Annotated in this window: 13 protein-coding genes and 1 pseudogene; 6 read left to right on the forward strand and 8 right to left on the reverse strand. The window is 45.3% G+C overall.

Annotated features, from left to right (window positions below; all coding sequences use genetic code 11):
- Positions 1 to 117: 117 nt before the first annotated feature.
- On the forward strand, positions 118 to 1,194 hold the full coding sequence (locus QUB08_RS28915; RefSeq protein ID WP_333229343.1) for a branched-chain amino acid ABC transporter permease: 1,077 nt from the start codon (positions 118 to 120) through the stop codon (positions 1,192 to 1,194).
- A 113-nt stretch (positions 1,195 to 1,307) separates the two neighbouring features.
- Positions 1,308 to 1,478 (forward strand): annotated as a pseudogene (locus tag QUB08_RS28920) (IS701 family transposase); the annotation flags it as partial.
- A gap of 373 nt (positions 1,479 to 1,851) precedes the next feature.
- On the opposite strand, the gene QUB08_RS28925 reads toward QUB08_RS28920, so the two are convergent.
- From QUB08_RS28925 to QUB08_RS28935, 3 genes are all read right to left on the reverse strand, one after another.
- On the reverse strand, positions 1,852 to 3,543 hold the full coding sequence (locus QUB08_RS28925; protein ID WP_333229345.1) for a glycosyltransferase family 39 protein: 1,692 nt from the start codon (positions 3,541 to 3,543) through the stop codon (positions 1,852 to 1,854).
- 681 nt (positions 3,544 to 4,224) lie between these two features.
- Positions 4,225 to 4,530, reverse strand: coding sequence for a hypothetical protein (locus tag QUB08_RS28930; protein WP_333229347.1), 306 nt, complete (start codon positions 4,528 to 4,530; stop codon positions 4,225 to 4,227).
- 207 nt (positions 4,531 to 4,737) lie between these two features.
- Positions 4,738 to 5,310, reverse strand: a complete 573-nt coding sequence (locus QUB08_RS28935; RefSeq protein WP_333229349.1) for a Uma2 family endonuclease — start codon at positions 5,308 to 5,310, stop codon at positions 4,738 to 4,740.
- Between the two features lie 276 nt (positions 5,311 to 5,586).
- Here QUB08_RS28935 and QUB08_RS28940 point away from each other — a divergent pair, with 276 nt between their 5' ends.
- The 3 genes from QUB08_RS28940 to QUB08_RS28950 all read left to right on the forward strand — a co-directional run bounded on the left by QUB08_RS28940 (position 5,587) and on the right by QUB08_RS28950 (position 9,105).
- A complete protein-coding gene (locus QUB08_RS28940) occupies positions 5,587 to 7,152 on the forward strand; it encodes an ABC transporter permease subunit (protein ID WP_333229351.1) in 1,566 nt (521 codons plus the stop codon).
- 274 nt (positions 7,153 to 7,426) lie between these two features.
- On the forward strand, positions 7,427 to 8,242 hold the full coding sequence (locus QUB08_RS28945; protein WP_333229353.1) for a class I SAM-dependent methyltransferase: 816 nt from the start codon (positions 7,427 to 7,429) through the stop codon (positions 8,240 to 8,242).
- An 83-nt stretch (positions 8,243 to 8,325) separates the two neighbouring features.
- Positions 8,326 to 9,105, forward strand: a complete 780-nt coding sequence (locus QUB08_RS28950) for an ABC transporter ATP-binding protein (protein WP_333229355.1) — start codon at positions 8,326 to 8,328, stop codon at positions 9,103 to 9,105.
- Positions 9,106 to 9,342: 237 nt separating this feature from the next.
- On the opposite strand, the gene QUB08_RS28955 is transcribed toward QUB08_RS28950, so the two are convergent.
- The gene (locus QUB08_RS28955) at positions 9,343 to 10,185 is read right to left on the reverse strand and encodes a PEP-CTERM sorting domain-containing protein (RefSeq protein ID WP_333229357.1); all 843 of its coding nucleotides are present in this window, start codon (positions 10,183 to 10,185) and stop codon (positions 9,343 to 9,345) included.
- Between the two features lie 317 nt (positions 10,186 to 10,502).
- Between QUB08_RS28955 and QUB08_RS28960 the strand changes: the two genes are divergently transcribed.
- Complete coding sequence (locus QUB08_RS28960; RefSeq protein ID WP_333229359.1) at positions 10,503 to 11,210, forward strand: ABC transporter ATP-binding protein; 708 nt, start codon at positions 10,503 to 10,505, stop codon at positions 11,208 to 11,210.
- Positions 11,211 to 11,418: 208 nt separating this feature from the next.
- Here QUB08_RS28960 and QUB08_RS28965 read toward each other — a convergent pair whose 3' ends face one another.
- From QUB08_RS28965 to QUB08_RS28980, 4 genes are all read right to left on the reverse strand, one after another.
- Positions 11,419 to 16,914, reverse strand: a complete 5,496-nt coding sequence (locus QUB08_RS28965) for a response regulator (RefSeq protein ID WP_333229361.1) — start codon at positions 16,912 to 16,914, stop codon at positions 11,419 to 11,421.
- Positions 16,914 to 17,159, reverse strand: a complete 246-nt coding sequence (locus tag QUB08_RS28970; protein WP_333156484.1) for a hypothetical protein — start codon at positions 17,157 to 17,159, stop codon at positions 16,914 to 16,916. The genes QUB08_RS28965 and QUB08_RS28970 overlap by 1 nt, the downstream gene beginning before the upstream one ends.
- 295 nt (positions 17,160 to 17,454) lie before the next feature.
- Positions 17,455 to 18,558: a hypothetical protein gene (locus QUB08_RS28975; protein ID WP_333229363.1), complete on the reverse strand. Its 1,104-nt coding sequence runs from the start codon at positions 18,556 to 18,558 to the stop codon at positions 17,455 to 17,457.
- Positions 18,559 to 18,651: 93 nt separating this feature from the next.
- A complete protein-coding gene (locus tag QUB08_RS28980; RefSeq protein ID WP_333229365.1) occupies positions 18,652 to 18,810 on the reverse strand; it encodes a hypothetical protein in 159 nt (52 codons plus the stop codon).
- Positions 18,811 to 18,881: the final 71 nt, after the last annotated feature.

The following is an 18,881-nucleotide window of genomic DNA, read 5'->3' on the forward strand; positions in this document are numbered from 1 at the left end:
AGAGGTGTCCTGTGGTAACACAGGCATCGACTCTAATTAACTGAGAGGGGCGGGGAATAATATCCCCCCTCGACTCACCCCTAATGCCCAATGCCCAATTCCCAATTACTCAAAAACATGAAGAACTGGAAAAGTATTCTCTTATATCTAGGTGTAGTTTATATAGTTTTGCTATTAGGCCCGATCGCAGGATTTGATTTGCCAAAAATAGTTGGAGAAATAGTCCGCAGCCCTGAAGTTTTGATTCAACAATTATTAGTGGGACTTGTCAATGGTGCGCTGATTGCAATTATTGCTTTGGGTTACACGATGGTTTATGGCATTATTGAGTTAATCAATTTTGCTCACGGCGATTTGTATATGTTGGGCGCTTTTGCTTCGCTAACTGTGTTCGGAGCTTTTGGGATTCAAGATGGCGCACCTTTAGGTATCGCAATACCGGTGATGTTAGTCGCTTTGGTTGTATGTTCGCTGTTTTGTGCTGGAATGAATATTTTTGTGGAAAAGTATGCTTATCGACCTTTGCGAAATGCTCCCCGTTTGGCTCCTTTAATTTCAGCGATTGGAGTTTCTTTTATTTTCCAAAATATGGGCCTGTTTTGGGGAGGATTGAAAGCTTTTATTCCGGTGATGGGTTCTAATTCTGCTGCGCCGAAAAGTTTTCCCGATTTGTTACCGCGAGTTGATATTTTCAAAGCTTTGGGAATTCAAACGAGTATTGTATTTACTACGAAAGATTTAATTGTGTTGGTGGTGGCGGTTGTATTGATGGTTTTGCTTCATGTGTTTGTGCAGTACACTCGTCTGGGAAAGGCGATGCGGGCAACTGCTCAAAGCCGCGATGCTGCTAAAATTATGGGCATTAATGTGGATCAGATTATTGCTCTGACTTTTTTGATTGGGGGAGCTTTGGCGGGTTCGGCTGGGATTCTGGTTGGTCTGTACAACAATACTATTGTTTTTACGATGGGGTTTACGGCGGGTTTGAGGGCTTTTACGGCGGCGGTTTTGGGGGGAATTGGCAATATTGTCGGGGCGATGTTAGGAGGAGTTTTGATTGGGTTGCTTTCGTCTTTGAGCGATCAGTATTTGTCTAGCCGTTGGACTAATGCTTGGGTGTTTGGGGTTTTGGTGGTGATTTTGGCTTTTCGGCCAGGCGGTTTGTTGGGAGAAAATGTTCAGGAGAAGGTTTGAAGTTGCAGGGTTTAAATAATGGCAAGAGATACTTATCGGGACTTAAACAAAAAATACGAGCTAAATGAGTTCTAATGCTTGAAGAGCAAGCATATAACGTTAAAGAATGAGCAATGAAAGAGACGACCCCCGCCCCGATGCCCCCCTGCTTTGATAAATGGTGTCAAAGATTTGACGATATCTTTGGTCATCAAGCCCAAAAACGGGAGTTTAGGAACTATTTAGGCGGATTATTGGGAGATCGGGAGCGAAAAAACCTCTCGCAGATGGCGACAAACGCCATTGCTTAAAGTTGTGCTGTGATTCAAGGTCAAAAAATCAAGACAATGGGAATTCAAAAATAGGTGGGTAGGTTAACTGAATACGGGCGCTCGATACGTCGCCATAGTAGTTTTTGAATTGGATTATATGGTCAATGTTGGGCCGAGCGTTGCGGAGGGAGTTGGCATGGAAGGCAAGTCAAGACATTATTACGCTCATTAATCGGAATTAGGCGCAATAAACTACGATTTTTTCAGAAGGGTATGAGGGCTATGTCCTTGATTCTATCAATGTTTTGACTCTTATTTTCATCCTCTCAGGGGTAATGCTTGTATCACAGTTTAAATGCACAACAGCTTATATGGATTGTCCAGTGACCCACTCACTCATGCCCTCTCAATAATCTACTCCCGACAAAGAAGACCCCAAAGTACCCTGGTTCGAGCGCTTGCTTGTTTTAAGTTTGGGAGGAATTCGATAAATAACCCAGTTGGGTGTTTCTTGATAGAGTTCCAATGTTTTTTGAATGTATGCAACTAATTTAGGGGTATCTTTTGCAATTTGATTATTGCCATATTTAACAATTCCCATCCAATCTGCTCCCTGGGTAATCAAATCTTCTAAGATGGCAATTAAAGTATCATCTGTTATGGGATATTTCCAATAAATACTATTCTTTCTCCTGCTCTCTTGAGGACTCGAAGGAGGAGAACCCCAATAAATAGCAGGAGGAAAAACCCAGCCACGTCGGCGACTATAATAGATAGCGACGGGATCGCCACCTCCACGATTAGCTATAGTAACAACAAGGTCACTTGGTTGAGTTATTTGCTGCAAAGCTATCCCTAGTTCGTAGCCATCTTTTGCCACAGGAGAATAGCACCATCGGTTTAACTGTCTATAACCAATTCCAGAAATGATTAGTAGTATTGCCGTTATGAGTGCTAATGCTGAAGATGAACCTCCGGCTCGCTTGGCGAATGAAGCAAGTGCTATCAGGCCATTTCCTGCTAGAGCGGCGGCGGCTGGGTTAACAATATTTAAATTAGAGTAATTTGTGACGAGCTGTTGAGCGCCAATGAAGTAATAAATGGCAAAAGCAAGTATCCACCAATGAAACATCCCTGGTACTCGTGCGACTACATTACTTGGCTGCTGCTCTGATTCTTGGGTAGGAACTTTATAATGAGGGGGAACGAATAAACCAATAGCAACAAGGAGCATGATGGGATATGTCCAAATCCGCCGAGAAATAAGATGATAAAGTTCAGGGATAAAATATTTCTTTTGTAACCATTCCTGTAACCCATGATCCCAGAGCCAGTTCCCGCTGCCAGCAAAGTGGTAAGGCGGATAGGTGAGAGCAAGATGCCTCGCCCACAAATAATAGGCAGCTACTGGCAGGAGGATGGAAATGGCAGCTACTCCAATTACTATCAGCTTTTTCGGGCGCAGTAATCCTCGATGACCCAGGACAACAAATATTGTATAGAGCATCGGAATGCCAATCATTAAACCTGGTAGTTTGGTTAAAAAGCCCCAAGTTGCAAAGAGGGTGGCAAGCAATAAATAGTACCAGCGGTCAGTTTGTAAGTAAGCAATTAGCATCCAGAAACTTGTTACAACTAATGCCACCATTGCCGGGTCGGGAAGGAAAGACCTATCCACATATATATGGCCTGGAAAAATTGCGAGAATTGCGGCACTCATAAGAGCGCGATCCCGATCCCAAATACGAGAAACTAACTGATAGAAGGCAAATATTCCCCACAAGCTAAACAGGACAACGACGCTGCGTCCCACCCAATCATGCTGTCCCAATAAAGTATAGAGAAGGGCTGTAATATAAGTAACTGTTTGAAATTCCCGTCCATTATAGCTAGGCCCTGGCCCATCCCAGCTAACTTCAGGGTAGAAGATATTCCAATTTCTGCGATAGAAATTTTCCGCCATCATGGCTGTGCTTGATTGACGCCAACTAAAGGTATCAATAAATGGCTGATTGATATGAATCAATCGCACAATAGCGGCCACTACAAAAATTGATATGAGGAGATAAGTGGTGTTCTTATAAATTGGAATTTTCATGTTGGCTCTGATGATATAAAAAAATATCTGAGCTGTAAAGCTACGCAGTAAGCTAGTGGAAACTAGACAAGGGCAGCGCTAGCTAACTAACTTTACACCTTGGAAGATATCTTCGTCAAGTGGAGTACGCTAACCAACAAAGAGGGGGAGCCTTCACAGCCTGCTCCCCCAAAAGGTTGCAGGTTCTCTCCTGCGTAATTCTTGTTTTAATTGTCTGATATCGAGTTGTGCTTGACTCTTCCTATTTATAAGTGCCAAATTGAAATAGGAAGAGTCAAGAGTTTTCTCATGTATCTGAAAGATTCTCCCCAAGCGATCGCAGTTATAGAAAACCGGCGTTGCTGAAATGAGATCCGATCGAGCGAGGGAGTGAAAGAGCGAGAAAATAATGAACATTAAATAAAAATACATGGAATGTCTTGAATGTCAGTCAAGTAATGTCAATAAAAGTTGGCATAAAATAGCTAAAATGACTTCCTATTGTGGTGTGAGGGGAAGTACTTCGGACATCTCGAATTGACTTTTGCCGTTGCTTTGAGTTCCTAGCGCGTGGAGGGGACGATTTCCGTTTTGATGTCCCAAGAGCGTCAGTGTGGTGCTACTTCCTTCACTGGTACTGTGGGTGAGGCGAGTTTTCACCTTCAACTGAGGTGCTAGATTCGAGTTCGCGATCGGAAATTCTCACTCGGCGCTGCTTTCACCATTGAGGCAATCCTGTGTCGCCAATGTCACCGTTGCCGCATCTTGCCAAGGCTGAGTGATGTCTCCTTCCCGGTAGGATAGGGTAATCGCGATCGTGCAGTCTCCCTGGTTTTTCAGATCTAATAACCAGCTTGGTTGCTTGCGGCTGAAGGAATCCTTTTGCAACAAGGATTGTCCCCCGTCGGAGAGCATCTGCACCGGGAACTTGTACGTGTAGTTGTCGGAAGTGGGGAAATCGGTCGCCGAGACCTGGGTTAAGTGGATAATTCGTTGATTGTCGTGCATACTAGGGTGAAGAATTATGTAAGGAGAGCAAGCCGACTACCCATGCAGCAAAAGCTTAAACTATATGTTAAGGATGAAAAATAGTCAGCGTTCGCCGTCATCTTCCTACTACTGAAAAAATACTTAATGGGGCGATCGGCAACATTAAATTTTTATTTCCAAGTATAAGATAGCGCTTCTCAATTGAGTGGAATACTGTACGCCCAATTAAATATTCCCTGGTTTGAGCCAGCCAAAAACTTCACCTAAAGTCAACTGCATTTCCGGCATAAATTTGGGCATCGGGAGTATATCTGTTGGTTCTTGCAATGCAATCGGTTGCTGCCCTGCGGGATAGGCTAAAATGTTTTTTTCATCGGGATCGAGCAACCAACCCATCTGACAACCGGCGTTCAAACAGTGCAAAATATTGTTTGTAACTTTGGTTTGGCTTTGGGCTGGGGACAAAATTTCAATTGTCCAGTCTGGGTGAGCATTAAATGTATTGGCAATTTCGCCGTCAGCGTCTAGGGGAATGCGATTCCAAACAAAAATCGCGACATCGGGAACAATAGAACGTCCGCCAAAGGTGCAGCGAAGTTCTGGAAATGCCCAAGCAATCCGCTGAGGTTTGCCCGCTGCATTAACCCTCGTGATGAGTTCTCCCTGAATTGTGCTGTGTTTTCCTTGTGGCATAGGTTTTTGTAAAATCGCACCTTTGATGTATTCGCTAGCGGGTTGGGTTTCTGGGAGTTGCAAAAACTCGTCGAGGGTGATAGTTTTTTGAGGTGCTTGTACCATATAGCGATCGCCCGTTTGAAGTGTGTTGGGGTAACAGTTCCAGTATATTTGAAGTTTCGTCACTTTTGGTGCAATAATCGAACTCAAAAGACTCTAAACTGTAGCTAGCCCGATCGACCGTTTCCAGATCCAGCGGTCGATCGAGTTGCTTGAGGTCAGGCAGAAGTTCGCACTACCCGCGTCAGTCGCATCTATAACTGGGATTCCTAGCATTTTTTCATCTAACTAATGACTAATAACTAATGACTAATGACTAATGACTAATAACTAATGACTATGTCAAAAAAAATAATTAATGCGATCAAATCGAGTGGTATTTTAGGGGCGATCGCCTCTTTGACTGTTTTGTTATTCGGCGGTTGGAGCGGCACCGTGATCGGCTGGCTGATGGGTACGGCTGCCGGCTTTATTAGCTGTCGAGATCAGAAGGTTTATAGCCCGAAAATGGGCGCGACTATCGGCAGTTTAGCGGGATTGGGATTGGGAGTTTGGCTGTTAATTGCGAGTGTGGTAGAAGGGGTTTTGATTAGACCTTTTTCTGGTCAATCTGCTGTTGCTTTGCCGGCTACACTGCTGTACGGGATTTGCAGTTTGACGATCGCAATTGTGACAGCTACGTTAATGGGCGCTTTGCAGGGTTTGCAGGGGGAACGCCAGCGGCTGGCAACTCTGGTGACATTAGCTTTTATTCTAATTCTGTTTCCGTTTATCGACATTCAGGCTCAGACTGCCTGGATTGCTACTGTAGTACAGATTCAAATCTTTATTATGTTGGCGCTGGGTTTGAATATTACTGTGGGTTTTGCGGGTTTGTTGGATTTGGGATATGCGGCGTTTTTTGCGATCGGCGCTTATACGACTGCTTTGCTATCTTCTGGACAGTTAAATATTGCTTGGAACTTTTGGGTAGTATTGCCGATCGCCGCCGGTGTAGCTGCGATCGCGGGCGTAATCCTGGGTATTCCCACACTGCGGCTCAAGGGCGATTATTTGGCGATTGTTACCCTTGGTTTTGGCGAAATTATTCCGGTTGTGTTTAGGAATTTAACCGCGATTCGGATCGACGAACCAGTCTCGAAGATTGTTGCGGCTGTTTTGGGTAAACCCGAGTTGGTGCTGTGTCTGGTTGGGTGCGATCGACCTTTTAACCTCACCGGCGGCGAAGCGGGCATAAACCCGATCGGGCGTCCATCTCTCCCCATTATCGGCACTTTTAGCACCGGCAACTACTTTCCCTGGTACTACCTAATTTTGCTGCTAGTTGTCTTCGCTTACTTCATGATTTCGCGGCTGCGAGATTCCCGCTTGGGGAGGGCATGGAATGCCATGCGCGAAGATGAATTAGCGGCGAGTGCGATGGGCATTAACCTAGTCAAAACCAAACTTTCGGCTTTTGCGATGGGAGCGACGTTTTCGGGCTTTGCAGGCGCGTTTTACGCCGCCTATATCAGCGCGATTTTTCCCAGCGTTTTCGATTTCTCGGTGTCGGTAATCATCCTGTGTATGGTGATTTTAGGCGGTTTGGGCAACATGACCGGGGTGATTTTGGGCGCTATCATTATCATGTCTGCCGATCGGCTTTATCTGCCACAATTAGCGCAAGTCCTCAAGGGTTTTCTGAATACTTTTGTACTCCCCAGGATTGCAATTCCCCAGTTGCGAGACTTTCTGGCAACCAGTTTAGACCCGATTCAAATGCGGTTATTTCTATTCGGCCTAACTCTTGTTGTTATGATGATCGTGCGGCCGGAGGGGCTGATTCCTGATAAGATACACCAAGCTGAACTGCATTCTGATTCTGAAGCGAGCAATGAGTCTTTAGCAGATGCGAGAAGTCAATAAATAGGTAAGGACAAAAACCATAGTATTTTGTAGGCTGGTTTTGCTAAGAATCTAGGATGCAACTCACATTTTGCACCATTCTCAAGAACAGGCTTTTCGGCCTGTTTCACAAGAAAATTCACTCTTTGTGGAACAGGCCGAAAAGCCTGTTCATAAAAACCTTATTTAGAATTGTGCAACATATCAGATACAAGGGAGGTTAGGGATGTAAAAACCCCCTCCCCATCTAATGTTTACTTGTAACCAACTACTTAGTAAGGGTGAAAGATTAGCCATGAAAAATGTAACTGGTACTGCTTTTATCGTTGCGGAGTTTAGAGCAGAAGAGAATGAAGAGACCATTCCTCTCTATACCGATCATGTAGTAAAAATATGGCTCAATGAGGAAACAAAAAAAATAGCTAACCAAATAGCTCAAAGCTCTCCCGCCGCTAAAGAAATGGTTAAGTTGCGGACTAAATATTTTGATGATGTTTTGTCAAATCAAATTTTAGGAGGTTGCAAGCAAATAGTTATTTTAGGTTCGGGTTTGGATACTCGCGCGGCTAGAATTAATGGAGAAGGAGTGATTTATTTTGAAATAGACGACCGCGCGACTCTTCAATTAAAAGAAGAAACTCTCAAAGCTAACAAAGTTACTGCAAATGTTCGCTACCTTCCCGGCGATTACGTAAAAGACGGTTTAATCCCCTTGCTGAAACAGAGTGAATTTGATTTCACTCGACCGACCTATTTTTTGTGGGAAGGCAACACAACCTTGCTTGCTAAAAAAGAGGTAATATTTGTGTTAGAACAAATTCGCGACAATGTTGATGATTTTCGATTGTCCTTTGATTATATGTCGGAAAAGGTGATTTTGAGAACAACGGGCTACCAAGATATCAATGATTACATAGATAAATACGAAAGTATGTATGCACCCTGGGTTACTGGGTTTGAAAACATTGCAACTTTGACTGACGAACTCAATCTCAAAGTTATTGAGAACTTTTCGACGGCCGATTTACACGCACAATATCGCCCTGGCCGTTCGCTAGAATCTAATCTTTTTAAGTTCTATTTTGTCTGTACTTTAGAGAATATGTCCTAAAATATCCCAAATTGATTCTCGTGCGTGAAAGCTCGCGATCATCCAGATCACACTACTCTAAAATATTAGGAAACACAACCAAAATGTCATTATTAGAAGCACAGCAACTTACAATGCGATTCGGTGGTTTGACTGCTGTCAACCAGGTTAGTTTAACATTGGAAAAAGGCTCGATCGCCAGTTTGATCGGCCCCAACGGTGCGGGCAAAACTACTTTTTTTAATATGCTGACAGGTATCTACAAACCGAGTGGTGGCCAGTTGCTTTTGGAACAGAAGAATATCACGGGTTTACCTCCGGATCGCCTGACAACTTTCGGCATTGCTAGAACTTTTCAAAATATCCGCTTGTTTAACAACATGACTGTGCTGGATAATGTTTTAGTAGGTAGACACTGCCGATTGAAAACAGGTTTGTTGGGTGCAATCCTCCGCCCTCCCGCTGCGAATCTGGAGGAGCGGGAAGCTAAAATAAAAGCGCTCACTATGCTTGATTTTGTCGGTTTAGGTGCTGCTAAAGCGCCGGAGTTGGCAAAAAACCTTTCCTACGGCGACCAGCGCAGATTGGAAATTGCGCGGGCCTTGGCTTCCGATCCGAAAGTGTTACTTTTGGACGAACCTACGGCGGGGATGAACCCGAACGAAACGGCTGATTTAACTCGCTTTATTTACCGAATTCGCGATGATTTGAATTTGAGTATTTTGCTGATTGAACATGATATGAAGGTGGTGATGGGGATTAGCGATCGCGTAAGTGTTATGGAGTACGGTACTAAAATTGCTGAGGGAACTCCCGATCAAGTTCGCGCAGATCCTCGCGTGATTGAGGCATATTTGGGAAAAGAAGAAGATGGACATGGATAATGGGTATTGTGTGACGACAGATAAGTGAGGTGGGCATTGTGTATCCTCGGAAGAAGCGATATAATTTCTGGCTAATTAACCCAATAAAATTAGGGCGGGTTTCACCAAAAATCTGTCCTTCAAATCGATAATATTTATCAACCTGCCCAGGGCTACAGCATTTTATAACGAGTAATTCAACGGAAACGATAGGAGGTGCGCCTTGCACACCATACGGATTAATATTCGGGGGTTTTCCTAAACTTTTGATTTGACTTCCGACATTTTTTTCTTTTGTTTTCTCTGCCTGAAAAACAATCCTAAAAATATTGCAGTACCTAATACTGTGCTCGGTTCGGGAACTGCTTCTGCTTCTGCTTCTGCCTGGGCGATATTGTTTTTAACTTCTACCAATGTTAAGTTAGTGGCGCTGTTGAATGTCCGCGAATATACCCCAGAAGTATACAGGAGGCTAGTTGCTGCACTTCCTTCAGCCAGAAAATTAAAGTTGATTTGTGTGGGTTTAAAGCTGTTGCTAACGAAGGCATTTGCATAAAAGCCACTAGAAGAGTCTAAACCGATGGCAAATTGAAAAGAGTCTAACAAAATGTTAGTAACAGCGTTAATCACCCAGAAAGATATACTGCCATTCGCCCTGGCGCGTTCGGATTTCTGGTTGTCAACTGATGTTAAAAGAGTTATAAATGTCTGAAAATTGAAGGAAAAAGTTTCTTCGGCATCAATGAAGAAGTCGCCGATCACTGCTGCTTGACTTTGGGCTAAACCGGAATAGTTATTGCCGTCACCTGGGACTTTACTTTGCGAGAGATTTGCTGCCAGCAATTCGTGACAGTTAGATATAAAAACTGCATCAGCATCCGCCTCGCTAATAACTGAACCGCTGTTAGCTATTGTCTGAGTGTTAGTGTTAGTAGATGTACCTGTGTCAGTGGGTGTGTGACTGAAGTTGTCAATCGTTACTGCTGCGGCAGAACCGGCTATTGTGGCCGCACTGCTGGGCGCAATACCTACACTCAAGCTGGTTACTAAAGGAGTTGCTAATAAAAATGCGATCGCTCCACTACTGTGATGGAATTTCATGGTAAATCTCCTTAAATTTGGAACATTTTAAGGGCTGTTATTAGTAAGTTGTAGCGATTGGTTTCGCTTACGTATCAATACTACCTATTTACTTAGAGATTTTTGTAAAGCTACTGTCAAGAAATCGTATGTTTAAGTAAAAATTATGTAAAGTTGGTCGCCACAGCTACTAAAAATACATCGTATGGGAGCTAGATCGGGTGTTGATCTAAGTAAAATTACTGCTTACTATAAAAAAGCTGGATTTTAAATAAATGCAATAAATTTTTATAATTAGTCGGGATAATATAATAAAGCACAAAGCAGAAAGAGTAATTATGTTGGAAATTAAAGACATTCACACCTACTACGGAAATATCCACGCTCTCAAAGGAGTATCGCTAACAGTCTCGGAGGGAGAAGTTGTGACATTAATCGGCAGCAACGGGGCGGGGAAAACGACTACTCTCCGCACGATTCAAGGACTGCTGCGCCCGCGCCAAGGCACTGTATTATTTGAGGGAAAGCCTTTAGAAGCACTATCTACAGAGGCGATCGTCCGTTTGGGGATTTCTCAAAGTCCCGAAGGGCGGTTGATTTTTCCGCGCATGACGGTGCAAGAAAACCTAGAAATGGGTGCTTATCTCCGCAACGATACTCTCGGTATCAAGTCCGATATGGAAAAAGCATTAAATTTATTTCCTCGTTTGCGAGAAAGAATTAGTCAAAAAGGGGGAACTCTCAGCGGTGGCGAACAGCAAATGTTGGCGATCGCCCGCGCTTTGATGTCGCGCCCCCGCTTGTTATTATTGGACGAGCCGAGTATGGGATTGGCACCGATGTTAGTCAGTCAAATTTTTGCGATCGTCCGCGATATTAATGCTGAAGGAACAACTATTTTACTGGTGGAACAAAACGCCCGCATGGCTTTAAGTGTAGCCCACCGCGGCTATGTCATCCAAACCGGTCAGGTTGTAGTTGCTGGTACGGCTAGCGATTTGCAGTCAAATGAAACTGTTCGTAAAGCGTATTTAGGTGAAAGTTAAATATGGGAATGGGGAATGGGGAATGGGGAATGGGGCATGGGGCATGGGGCCTTGGTTATTGAAACTGACAACTAACAACCAAAAACCAACAAATAACAAATAATATCGTTTCCGCTTGCATCGGTATTGTTCAAACAGTCAACAGTCAACAGTCAACAGTCAGCAGTCAACAATTCCGGAGGAGTGCAACCGGAATTGATATAACAAATTACCCTATTTGCGATCGCAACTTCCCCGTTTCCAATTCCGTCTCAAAAGCCGCCCGCACCTTTTCCCACTCCGCTTGGGCTTCCAACAGGCGATCGCGCGCCGTACTCACATCAAAAACCTGTTCCCCTCCAGACTCAACCGCCACGCGGCCCATATACTCCAACTCCTTGCAAACAGCAGAAAAAGACACGGCTCCTAAATTGGCGCTGCTCGACTTCAGCGTGTGAGAAGCCAGCTTCAAACTATCAGCATCGCCGAGAAAAATAGCCTCCTTAATAGTTTCTAAATGTTGCGGTGCGTCTACCAAATATATCTTAATCAGCTCCCCCAAAAAATCGGGGTCTTCATCATCGTCTAGCTCACGGAGATTTTGCAAAATATGAAAATCAATCGGCGAATCAGCTCCCGGTGGAACGCTCGAAGAACCCGCAGTATCACTGTCAATGTCATCAGAAATATCTTGATTGTTTTCCTCAGTAACCGCATCCAATTCATCCCGATTCAGAGGTGAGCACTTGCTCAAGGCGATCGCCAACTCTTCCCGGCGTACGGGCTTAGTAATATAATCGTCCATACCTGCTTCCAGACACTTTTCGCGATCGCCCTGCATCGCATTAGCAGTCATCGCAATAATTCTCGGCTTCTTGTTAGCCGGCCATTCCTGACAAATGCGGCGCGTCGCTTCCAACCCGTCCATGTTCGGCATCTGCACATCCATCAGCACAACATCGTAAGATTGCCGCTTCAGCGCCTCCAAAACCTCCAACCCATTACCCGCAATATCAGCCCGATATCCTATCCTGTCGAGTAAATGTGTAGCGACTTTTTGATTCACCACATTGTCCTCAGCCAGCAAAATCCGAATCTGACTAGAATTAGTTGCATCCTGTCCGGCTGAATTCGCCGCAACCTGCCTCAAAACAGCAGGCGTCCGCTGCACGCGGTGTTGTTCTTGAGAATTTTCAAAATACTTCAATCCCGAAGTCAAAGTCACCACATTTGAAAGTTCTCCCCTGCCGCTTCTGCCAGTAACATATCCAAAAACTTGCAGCAACACATTATAAAACTGGGACTGTTTTAAAGGCTTAGTTAAAAAAGCCGAAAAATGTACTTCTGTAGTTTCCAGTTTTTTCCAAACTTCCGCCTTACTTAAATAAGTAAACAGCACCAAAGGTAGTGCTATTTTGCGAGAGTTTTTAACGTTGATGACATGGGGATTTAGACCCTCGTCGCCCGACAAATTGCTCAGCTCAAATTTCCGAATCTCCACAGCCAAAGCCACACCGTCGATATCTGGTAGATTCATCGCCAAAATAGCTAAATCGAGCGGCGAGTTTCCTTTGATGATTTCCAAAGCCTCAGCACCCGAAGTTACAGCCACGGGTATCATTCCCCAAGACTCTGCCTGACGGATCAAAACTTGCCGATTAATGGCATGATGCTCAACAATTAACAAGCGCTTACCAGCGGCAAATTCGGGTCTTTTTTCCTCAGCCCGGATGTCATTCGCTTCAGCAGTCACCGTGAAATAAAAAATCGAACCCGAACCCGATATCAACGGCGGAGTAAATTCTGCAGGCGACCTTCCAGCGATACTTTGTCCGATCGCAGAAACTCCCGGTTGAGACTTAGAACTTCGGGGATCAACCTGGCTGACAACCCACATTGTACCGCCCATCATATCGCTCAAACGCTGGCTGATAGCCAGTCCCAAACCCGTCCCGCCGTAATGTCGCGTTGTCGAAGCATCCACCTGCGAAAAAGCTTTAAACAGGCGATCCATCCGGTCTGGCGGAATACCAATTCCCGTATCTTGGACAGCAAATTGAATCTCGTATTGTTTGCTACGTGCCAACTCTCCCTGGTTAATTGCTAGGGGTTGTGGCTCTAGAATATTAATTTTTTCTGGCGAACTCTTAGCAGCTACCTGTTCAATTTGCCTAGCCGTACAGCACACCACAATTTCTCCAGATTCTGTAAACTTCACTGCATTACCCAGCAGATTTACCAAAATTTGGCGCAGCCTCGTGACATCCCCTAAAATGTTTTTCGGAACAGAATCCTCAATAAAGTAAGCCAGCTCTAAACCTTTTTCTGAGGCTCTCGGAGCCAGTAATTCCAGAGATTCTTCTATACAGTTTTGCAGCTCGAAGGGGCTGCGTTCCAAATCCAATTTTCCAGATTCAATCTTAGAAAAGTCGAGAATATCGTTAATAATAGTCAGTAAAGCATCGCCGCTGGTACGAATTGTCTCCACAAAATCCCGCTGTTCAGGAGTTAGTTCCATATCCAGCAGCAAGCCCGTCATCCCGATGACCGCATTCATCGGAGTGCGAATTTCGTGACTCATAGTCGCTAAAAATTCGCTCTTAGCTCTATTAGCAACTTCCGCCGCTTGTCGCGCTTGATCCAAAGCTTCATTTTGCTCTGCTAACTGTCGCTGTCGCTGCACTTCGGTTTCTAAAAGTTGTGCTTGAGCTAAGGTAATGCCAACTTGAGCGGCAACATCTTCTAATAGTTCAATTTCGTCGGGATTCCACTGGCGAGTTGCATCGCACTGGTGCAAAGTAATAATTCCATTCGGTTCTCCTTGATAGGAAGTGCGAACAGCCAACATGGATTTTAATCCGATGCGGCGGCACATCGGCCCCGAAGATTCCAGCAAAGGATCGGCAAAAACATCGGGAGATGCCAGGGCTATATCTTCAGCGAGGAGTTTTTCTGTGTAGGGGTTATAAGTGACAGAAAGTTCTAAATCTAAAGCGGATTCGTGACCGGGTTCTAAGTATTCCGCGACGCAAGGAAGGTGGGGATAAGGTTCGGAAAGATAGGTGTGAATTGTACAGCGATTGACACCAAATACGCGGCCGATTTGGGTGGCGGTAGTTTGAAAAATTTCTTGAGTGTCTAAGGTCGATCGCACTTTTTGAGTAATTTGTTTGAGTAGTAAAACGCGCTGGTACTGACGTTGCAAAGTTCGCTCTCGCTCTTCGCGGGCAATTTCTGCACCGATGTAATTGCCCATCAACTTTAAAATTTCAAAATTCAGCGGTTTAAAAGGAGATTTAGTGGTGCGGGAAGTAAAGCTCAAAGTGCCAAAAACTCGCCCTTGCACTATTACCCTCGTCCCCACAAAAGCCTCCAACTTGCGGACGCTGTAAGCGGGGTGGTTGCGCCACTGAGTAGTGCCGGCTGATTCGACAGAAATAGGTTCGCTCGATCGCAAAACCTCTCGCTCAAAGGTTCTGCTCAAAGCAAAACCGTCTCCTTTAGCAAATCCAAAGGGAAAATCTTCCGGTACATAAGCCGCAATCACTTCGTAGCGATCGCCCAAAACCCTGCCCAACAGCCCGATATCCATCCCAAACTGACTACAGCCCATTGCCAGCAACCGGATAGTTCGATCGTCAAAAGAGCCTTCCGAACTCACCATTACCTCGTAGAGCGATCGAATTGCCCGCTCGCTTTCCCGCAGTTCCTCAACTCCTTCGAGGCGGTTGCAGACATCGTGCAAAGTCCCGAAAATTCCCGCTATTTCGCCTTGGGAATTCCGCCGGACTTGGGCAAATAGTTCCACGGAAACAAACCCGGAATTACTGTGAATTCCCAAGGAGTTTTTCTCGGAACCAGACTTAGACTTAAATCGCAGTTCTCGCCGTTCAAATTCCGACTTCCCGGACAGCAAAGACTCCAATAAATTTGCACATTGCTCGCGCTCATCTGGATGCACCCAATCTAAAAAATTAGTTTGCAAACTTTCGGCAACCGAAAAATTCGTAATTTCCGTCCAAGCGCGGTTGAGAAATTTCAAAACCCCCGCCGCATCTATGTGGAAAATTACTGTTGCTTTCAAAGAGTCAAATAGATGAAATTGTTCTCGATCCTGCTCGCGGTTTTTGAGTTCAAACTCCTTGTTTGGAGTAATATCTGTATGAGTTCCTACTACCCGCAGCGGTTTGCCGGTAGCGCTGCGTAAAACTTGACCTCGGTTCAGCACCCAGACAGTGCTGCCGTCTTTACAGTACATCCGATATTCTGCCGCAAAATCCGGTGTCTTTTGGGCGAAGTGTTCTTCTAAAGCTGCCTTTACCGAGTCAATATCATCTCGGTGGATGCGACTCCACCATTCCGATCGGCGATTCGAGATTTCCCCTTCTTGGTAGCCCAGCATTTCTTGCCACCGCGCCGAATAAAAAAACTCATCTGTTTCGAGATTCCAGTCCCAAATCCCCTGATTGTTGACGGCAGGGGGGAGATTTGGCCGCTCTACGAAACTGTGGTGAGAAATTTCAGCCACCTCGTGGCTATTTGCGGCCGTCCGCTGTATTTCTGCTGAGAGTTTTTTGTATTGAGCGTTGCTAGATTCTAGCTGGCGCTGCACAGCGATTAAGCCAGAATGCAGAGATTTTGAATCCAGCGCTTGTAAAAGGATAGTTTTAGGATTGATAATCCCGATCGGGTGATTTGTTTCGTTGATGACTAATAAAGGCAACTGGCAGTAGTGTTTTTGCAGCAGCGCGACGGCTGCTTCGAGGCTAGAGTGCGATCGCACCAGCGGCGGCGAACTGCTGCAAATTGCTCCCGCTTTAATTTTGTTAGAGTCTCTTCCCAGGGCCTGCAACTGCACGATATCCCGCGAACTTACCACCCCAACCAGTTTGTGAATATTGGGATTTGTAAATTTGGAATTGTGAGCAGCACCAGTCGAGTGTTGATCGGGGGTTTCAGTGATTAATACATAACTAACATTGTGTCTAAACATCAGTTGCGCCAAATAGCGAACCGAAGAATTAGAAGGAGCGTGAATTATTCGTGAGGCTGCTATTTGAGGGATTTGATAAAGTTTAATTAAACTTGCAGGTAGATCTACTTTCTGATGCACAATTGGCAGGGGCGGAGGGAACGCGAAAGCCGCAGGTGGCGAAGCGCTGCTAATTGCTTTTGGTGTCGATTCCCCAATTCCCTGCAACATTTGCACCAAGCTTTGAGAGCTAATTAAACCGACAAGTTCTTCAGTGTCGCTGACGACGGGCAAATGGCTGATCTGATTTTTCTCCAGCAGATTTGCTAAGGCAAAAAAGTCGGGAATTTCCGATTCTCGGGCTACAGTTACGGTTCTGATCATGATTTGCTCGATCGCAAATCCGCTCAAAGCAGCGCCGATCGAATTTAGCTGTACGATATCTCGCGTTGTAAAAATCCCCAGCACTGTCTGGCAGCCCGCATAGGGAGCTTTTGAGCCGTTGAGAGGCCGCCCGTTGCCTCCTGCGTGTACCGCACGCGGTATGCCGTTGTAGAAACCCGACTGTTCCCGCGATTGTGGGGAAGTCCCGTTCGTGGGATTTCCGAGTTGAGAATTCCCGCGCGGTTCTACCACGAGGACGTAACTGGCTCCTGTGCTACTCATCAGCTCGATCGCCTTTTCTACGGGCGTCTCAGGGGTGACGGTGAGGGGATTGCGGTTGATGACCTGACTGAGGGAGGGAATAAACATCAGGGGGCATAAAAGTGATATTTGTTGGATCGCGAGCAGCAGGTTGATTGAGAGGCTTTACCCGCGAGATTTCCCAGCGCCCTCAAAGTTTCTGTACGATTAAACTGACCCATACTTCCAGCATCTTGGCATTTAAAATTAATTCCGTGCCATATCCTGATAATTGACGGCTTCTGACTTTCAGAACCAATGCTATCTGCCAGAGGGCGGACATGAAGGCTGGCGGGCAATTCCTCGCTTAGCATAACTGCTGCGGGTTTACGAGCAAGAATTTCTGCGATTGTCTAGACTGCACCCTACTTTCTCGCCCTCAACCGAACTCTCGCTCGCATTCTGTTTGAGGCAAGATACCTGCACGCTACCAATTTACCAGCGACAGGAGGGGAATCACAACAGGACGACTTAGGTATGGCAACTGTGCAATTAGGGGTTCGAGGGTTCAAGGGTTCCAGGGTTCCAGGGGAAAACAGGCAGAAAATAAATAATTCTGAGCATAACTAATTCTATCTTATCCGAATTATGACCCAGAGGATTTGAGCTTCAATTCTGGCGATCGAACTTGATGAGAATAGCGCTGTTCCCTGCCAGTGCAAAACTCGCATTGCCGCCCTTGAGCCTTAAGCTACCAACAACCTCATCCATTGTTTTAGAACTGAACTCCCGCACCGTGCCATTACCAGTTTTTATCAGCTCCGAAATATCAGCATTAACAGTGTAAGATGTTGCTCGGTCATTGACAACCAGCAAGTAAACATTCTTGCTAGCATCAAGAGTTGCAACTGCCATTAAATCCGAACTATTAGTGATAGGAAAAAAGGTAGCTTTCCCGCCCTGCAAAGCTCTAATTCCCATCCGCAAAGCATAGTAGCCTGCGCGCCGTTTTCCCCCGTCCCCTAGCAAACCTTCCGCCCCTGCGGGCTTGCCCCAGTCGTACAAACAGAATATGTGACTGCCGTCAATATAATTATCCCCCGGTTGAGAACCTCGAATCAAATTCTTAATCAAATTTAAAGCTAAAGATAAATCGCCGTAGCTCATGTTGTAAGTTCCCCATTCTCCTACCCAAAGCTGCGAGTTAGCGCGGACAGTACCGTTCATCCAGCCGCGCACTTTGCGGGTGTAGTTAGAAATATCTGCATCGTAGTTGTGGACATTGACTGTATCGAAATAATTCGGTATTTCTTGCAAAGCACTAGCCGGCCAATTGCTGCAGCCTATGGTTTTCGGGCGGTGGATACGGTAAGTGCGATCGGGCAAATAAGTTTTATAAACAAAGTCGATCGCATCTTTTGCCACCTTAACCAATTCAAAATAGTCAGCCCTAGTCCCGCCCCAACCCTGCTCGCGATTGTCCGGTTCGTTGTGAATTTCCCAATCATCAACGCGGTAATCATGGCGAACATTCAGCCAATAAACCGTAGCAAAAACCTGTTCCCACCACTCGTTCCAATCTTCTCCTGTGCGCGGCGGATTCAGTTGCAGCGCCCAACTCGGATTCCAGCCATTATCTACATTCCGAATACTCACCACCGGGCGAATATTTGCTTGTTTGAGACTATTAAAAATAGTCCTGGCATTGCCTTGCCAAACAGTACCGGGTTCTCCCGACCACCAATAATCGCTACCCTGGGGCGGATTAGTCATAATCTGATCCCAATGCGCCCAATTAATTATATTTGGATTTGCCTTAATTTCGGATATTTCGGGCCAGCCGTATTTACTATCATTTTCAGATTCTCATCGAGACATCCCGCCGTAAATGCGGTAGGTATTAATTCCCAAATCTTGCAAATCTTTGATGTCAAAATTGATATTGCCCTCGAATGCACCGATGTAGCGAGTGCTGACACCCGCAGCAGTACCGGAAATTTTAATTGTTTCGATGTTTTGACCCACATTCCGCAGTTCTGGCTTTGATGACTAAGGATTTTCATACCTTCACTGTAGGAAAAATATCTGTGCCTACC

Origin of the sequence: Microcoleus sp. BR0-C5 (genome assembly GCF_036705045.1) — a bacterium.
In the GTDB taxonomy this organism is placed as follows: Bacteria; Cyanobacteriota; Cyanobacteriia; order Cyanobacteriales; family Microcoleaceae; genus Microcoleus.

Bases quoted from the DNA above. Each gene is read 5' to 3' on its own strand.
- QUB08_RS28975 (WP_333229363.1), bottom strand. From the start codon at position 18,558: ATGACTAATCCGCCCCAGGGTAGCGATTATTGGTGGTCGGGAGAACCC.
- QUB08_RS28940 (WP_333229351.1), top strand. From the start codon at position 5,587: ATGTCAAAAAAAATAATTAATGCGATCAAATCGAGTGGTATTTTAGGG.
- QUB08_RS28965 (WP_333229361.1), bottom strand. From the start codon at position 16,914: ATGTTTATTCCCTCCCTCAGTCAGGTCATCAACCGCAATCCCCTCACC.
- QUB08_RS28930 (WP_333229347.1), bottom strand. From the start codon at position 4,530: ATGCACGACAATCAACGAATTATCCACTTAACCCAGGTCTCGGCGACC.
- QUB08_RS28955 (WP_333229357.1), bottom strand. From the start codon at position 10,185: ATGAAATTCCATCACAGTAGTGGAGCGATCGCATTTTTATTAGCAACT.
- QUB08_RS28960 (WP_333229359.1), top strand. From the start codon at position 10,503: ATGTTGGAAATTAAAGACATTCACACCTACTACGGAAATATCCACGCT.
- QUB08_RS28935 (WP_333229349.1), bottom strand. From the start codon at position 5,310: ATGGTACAAGCACCTCAAAAAACTATCACCCTCGACGAGTTTTTGCAA.
- QUB08_RS28915 (WP_333229343.1), top strand. From the start codon at position 118: ATGAAGAACTGGAAAAGTATTCTCTTATATCTAGGTGTAGTTTATATA.
- QUB08_RS28945 (WP_333229353.1), top strand. From the start codon at position 7,427: ATGAAAAATGTAACTGGTACTGCTTTTATCGTTGCGGAGTTTAGAGCA.
- QUB08_RS28925 (WP_333229345.1), bottom strand. From the start codon at position 3,543: ATGAAAATTCCAATTTATAAGAACACCACTTATCTCCTCATATCAATT.
- QUB08_RS28950 (WP_333229355.1), top strand. From the start codon at position 8,326: ATGTCATTATTAGAAGCACAGCAACTTACAATGCGATTCGGTGGTTTG.
- QUB08_RS28970 (WP_333156484.1), bottom strand. From the start codon at position 17,159: ATGCTAAGCGAGGAATTGCCCGCCAGCCTTCATGTCCGCCCTCTGGCA.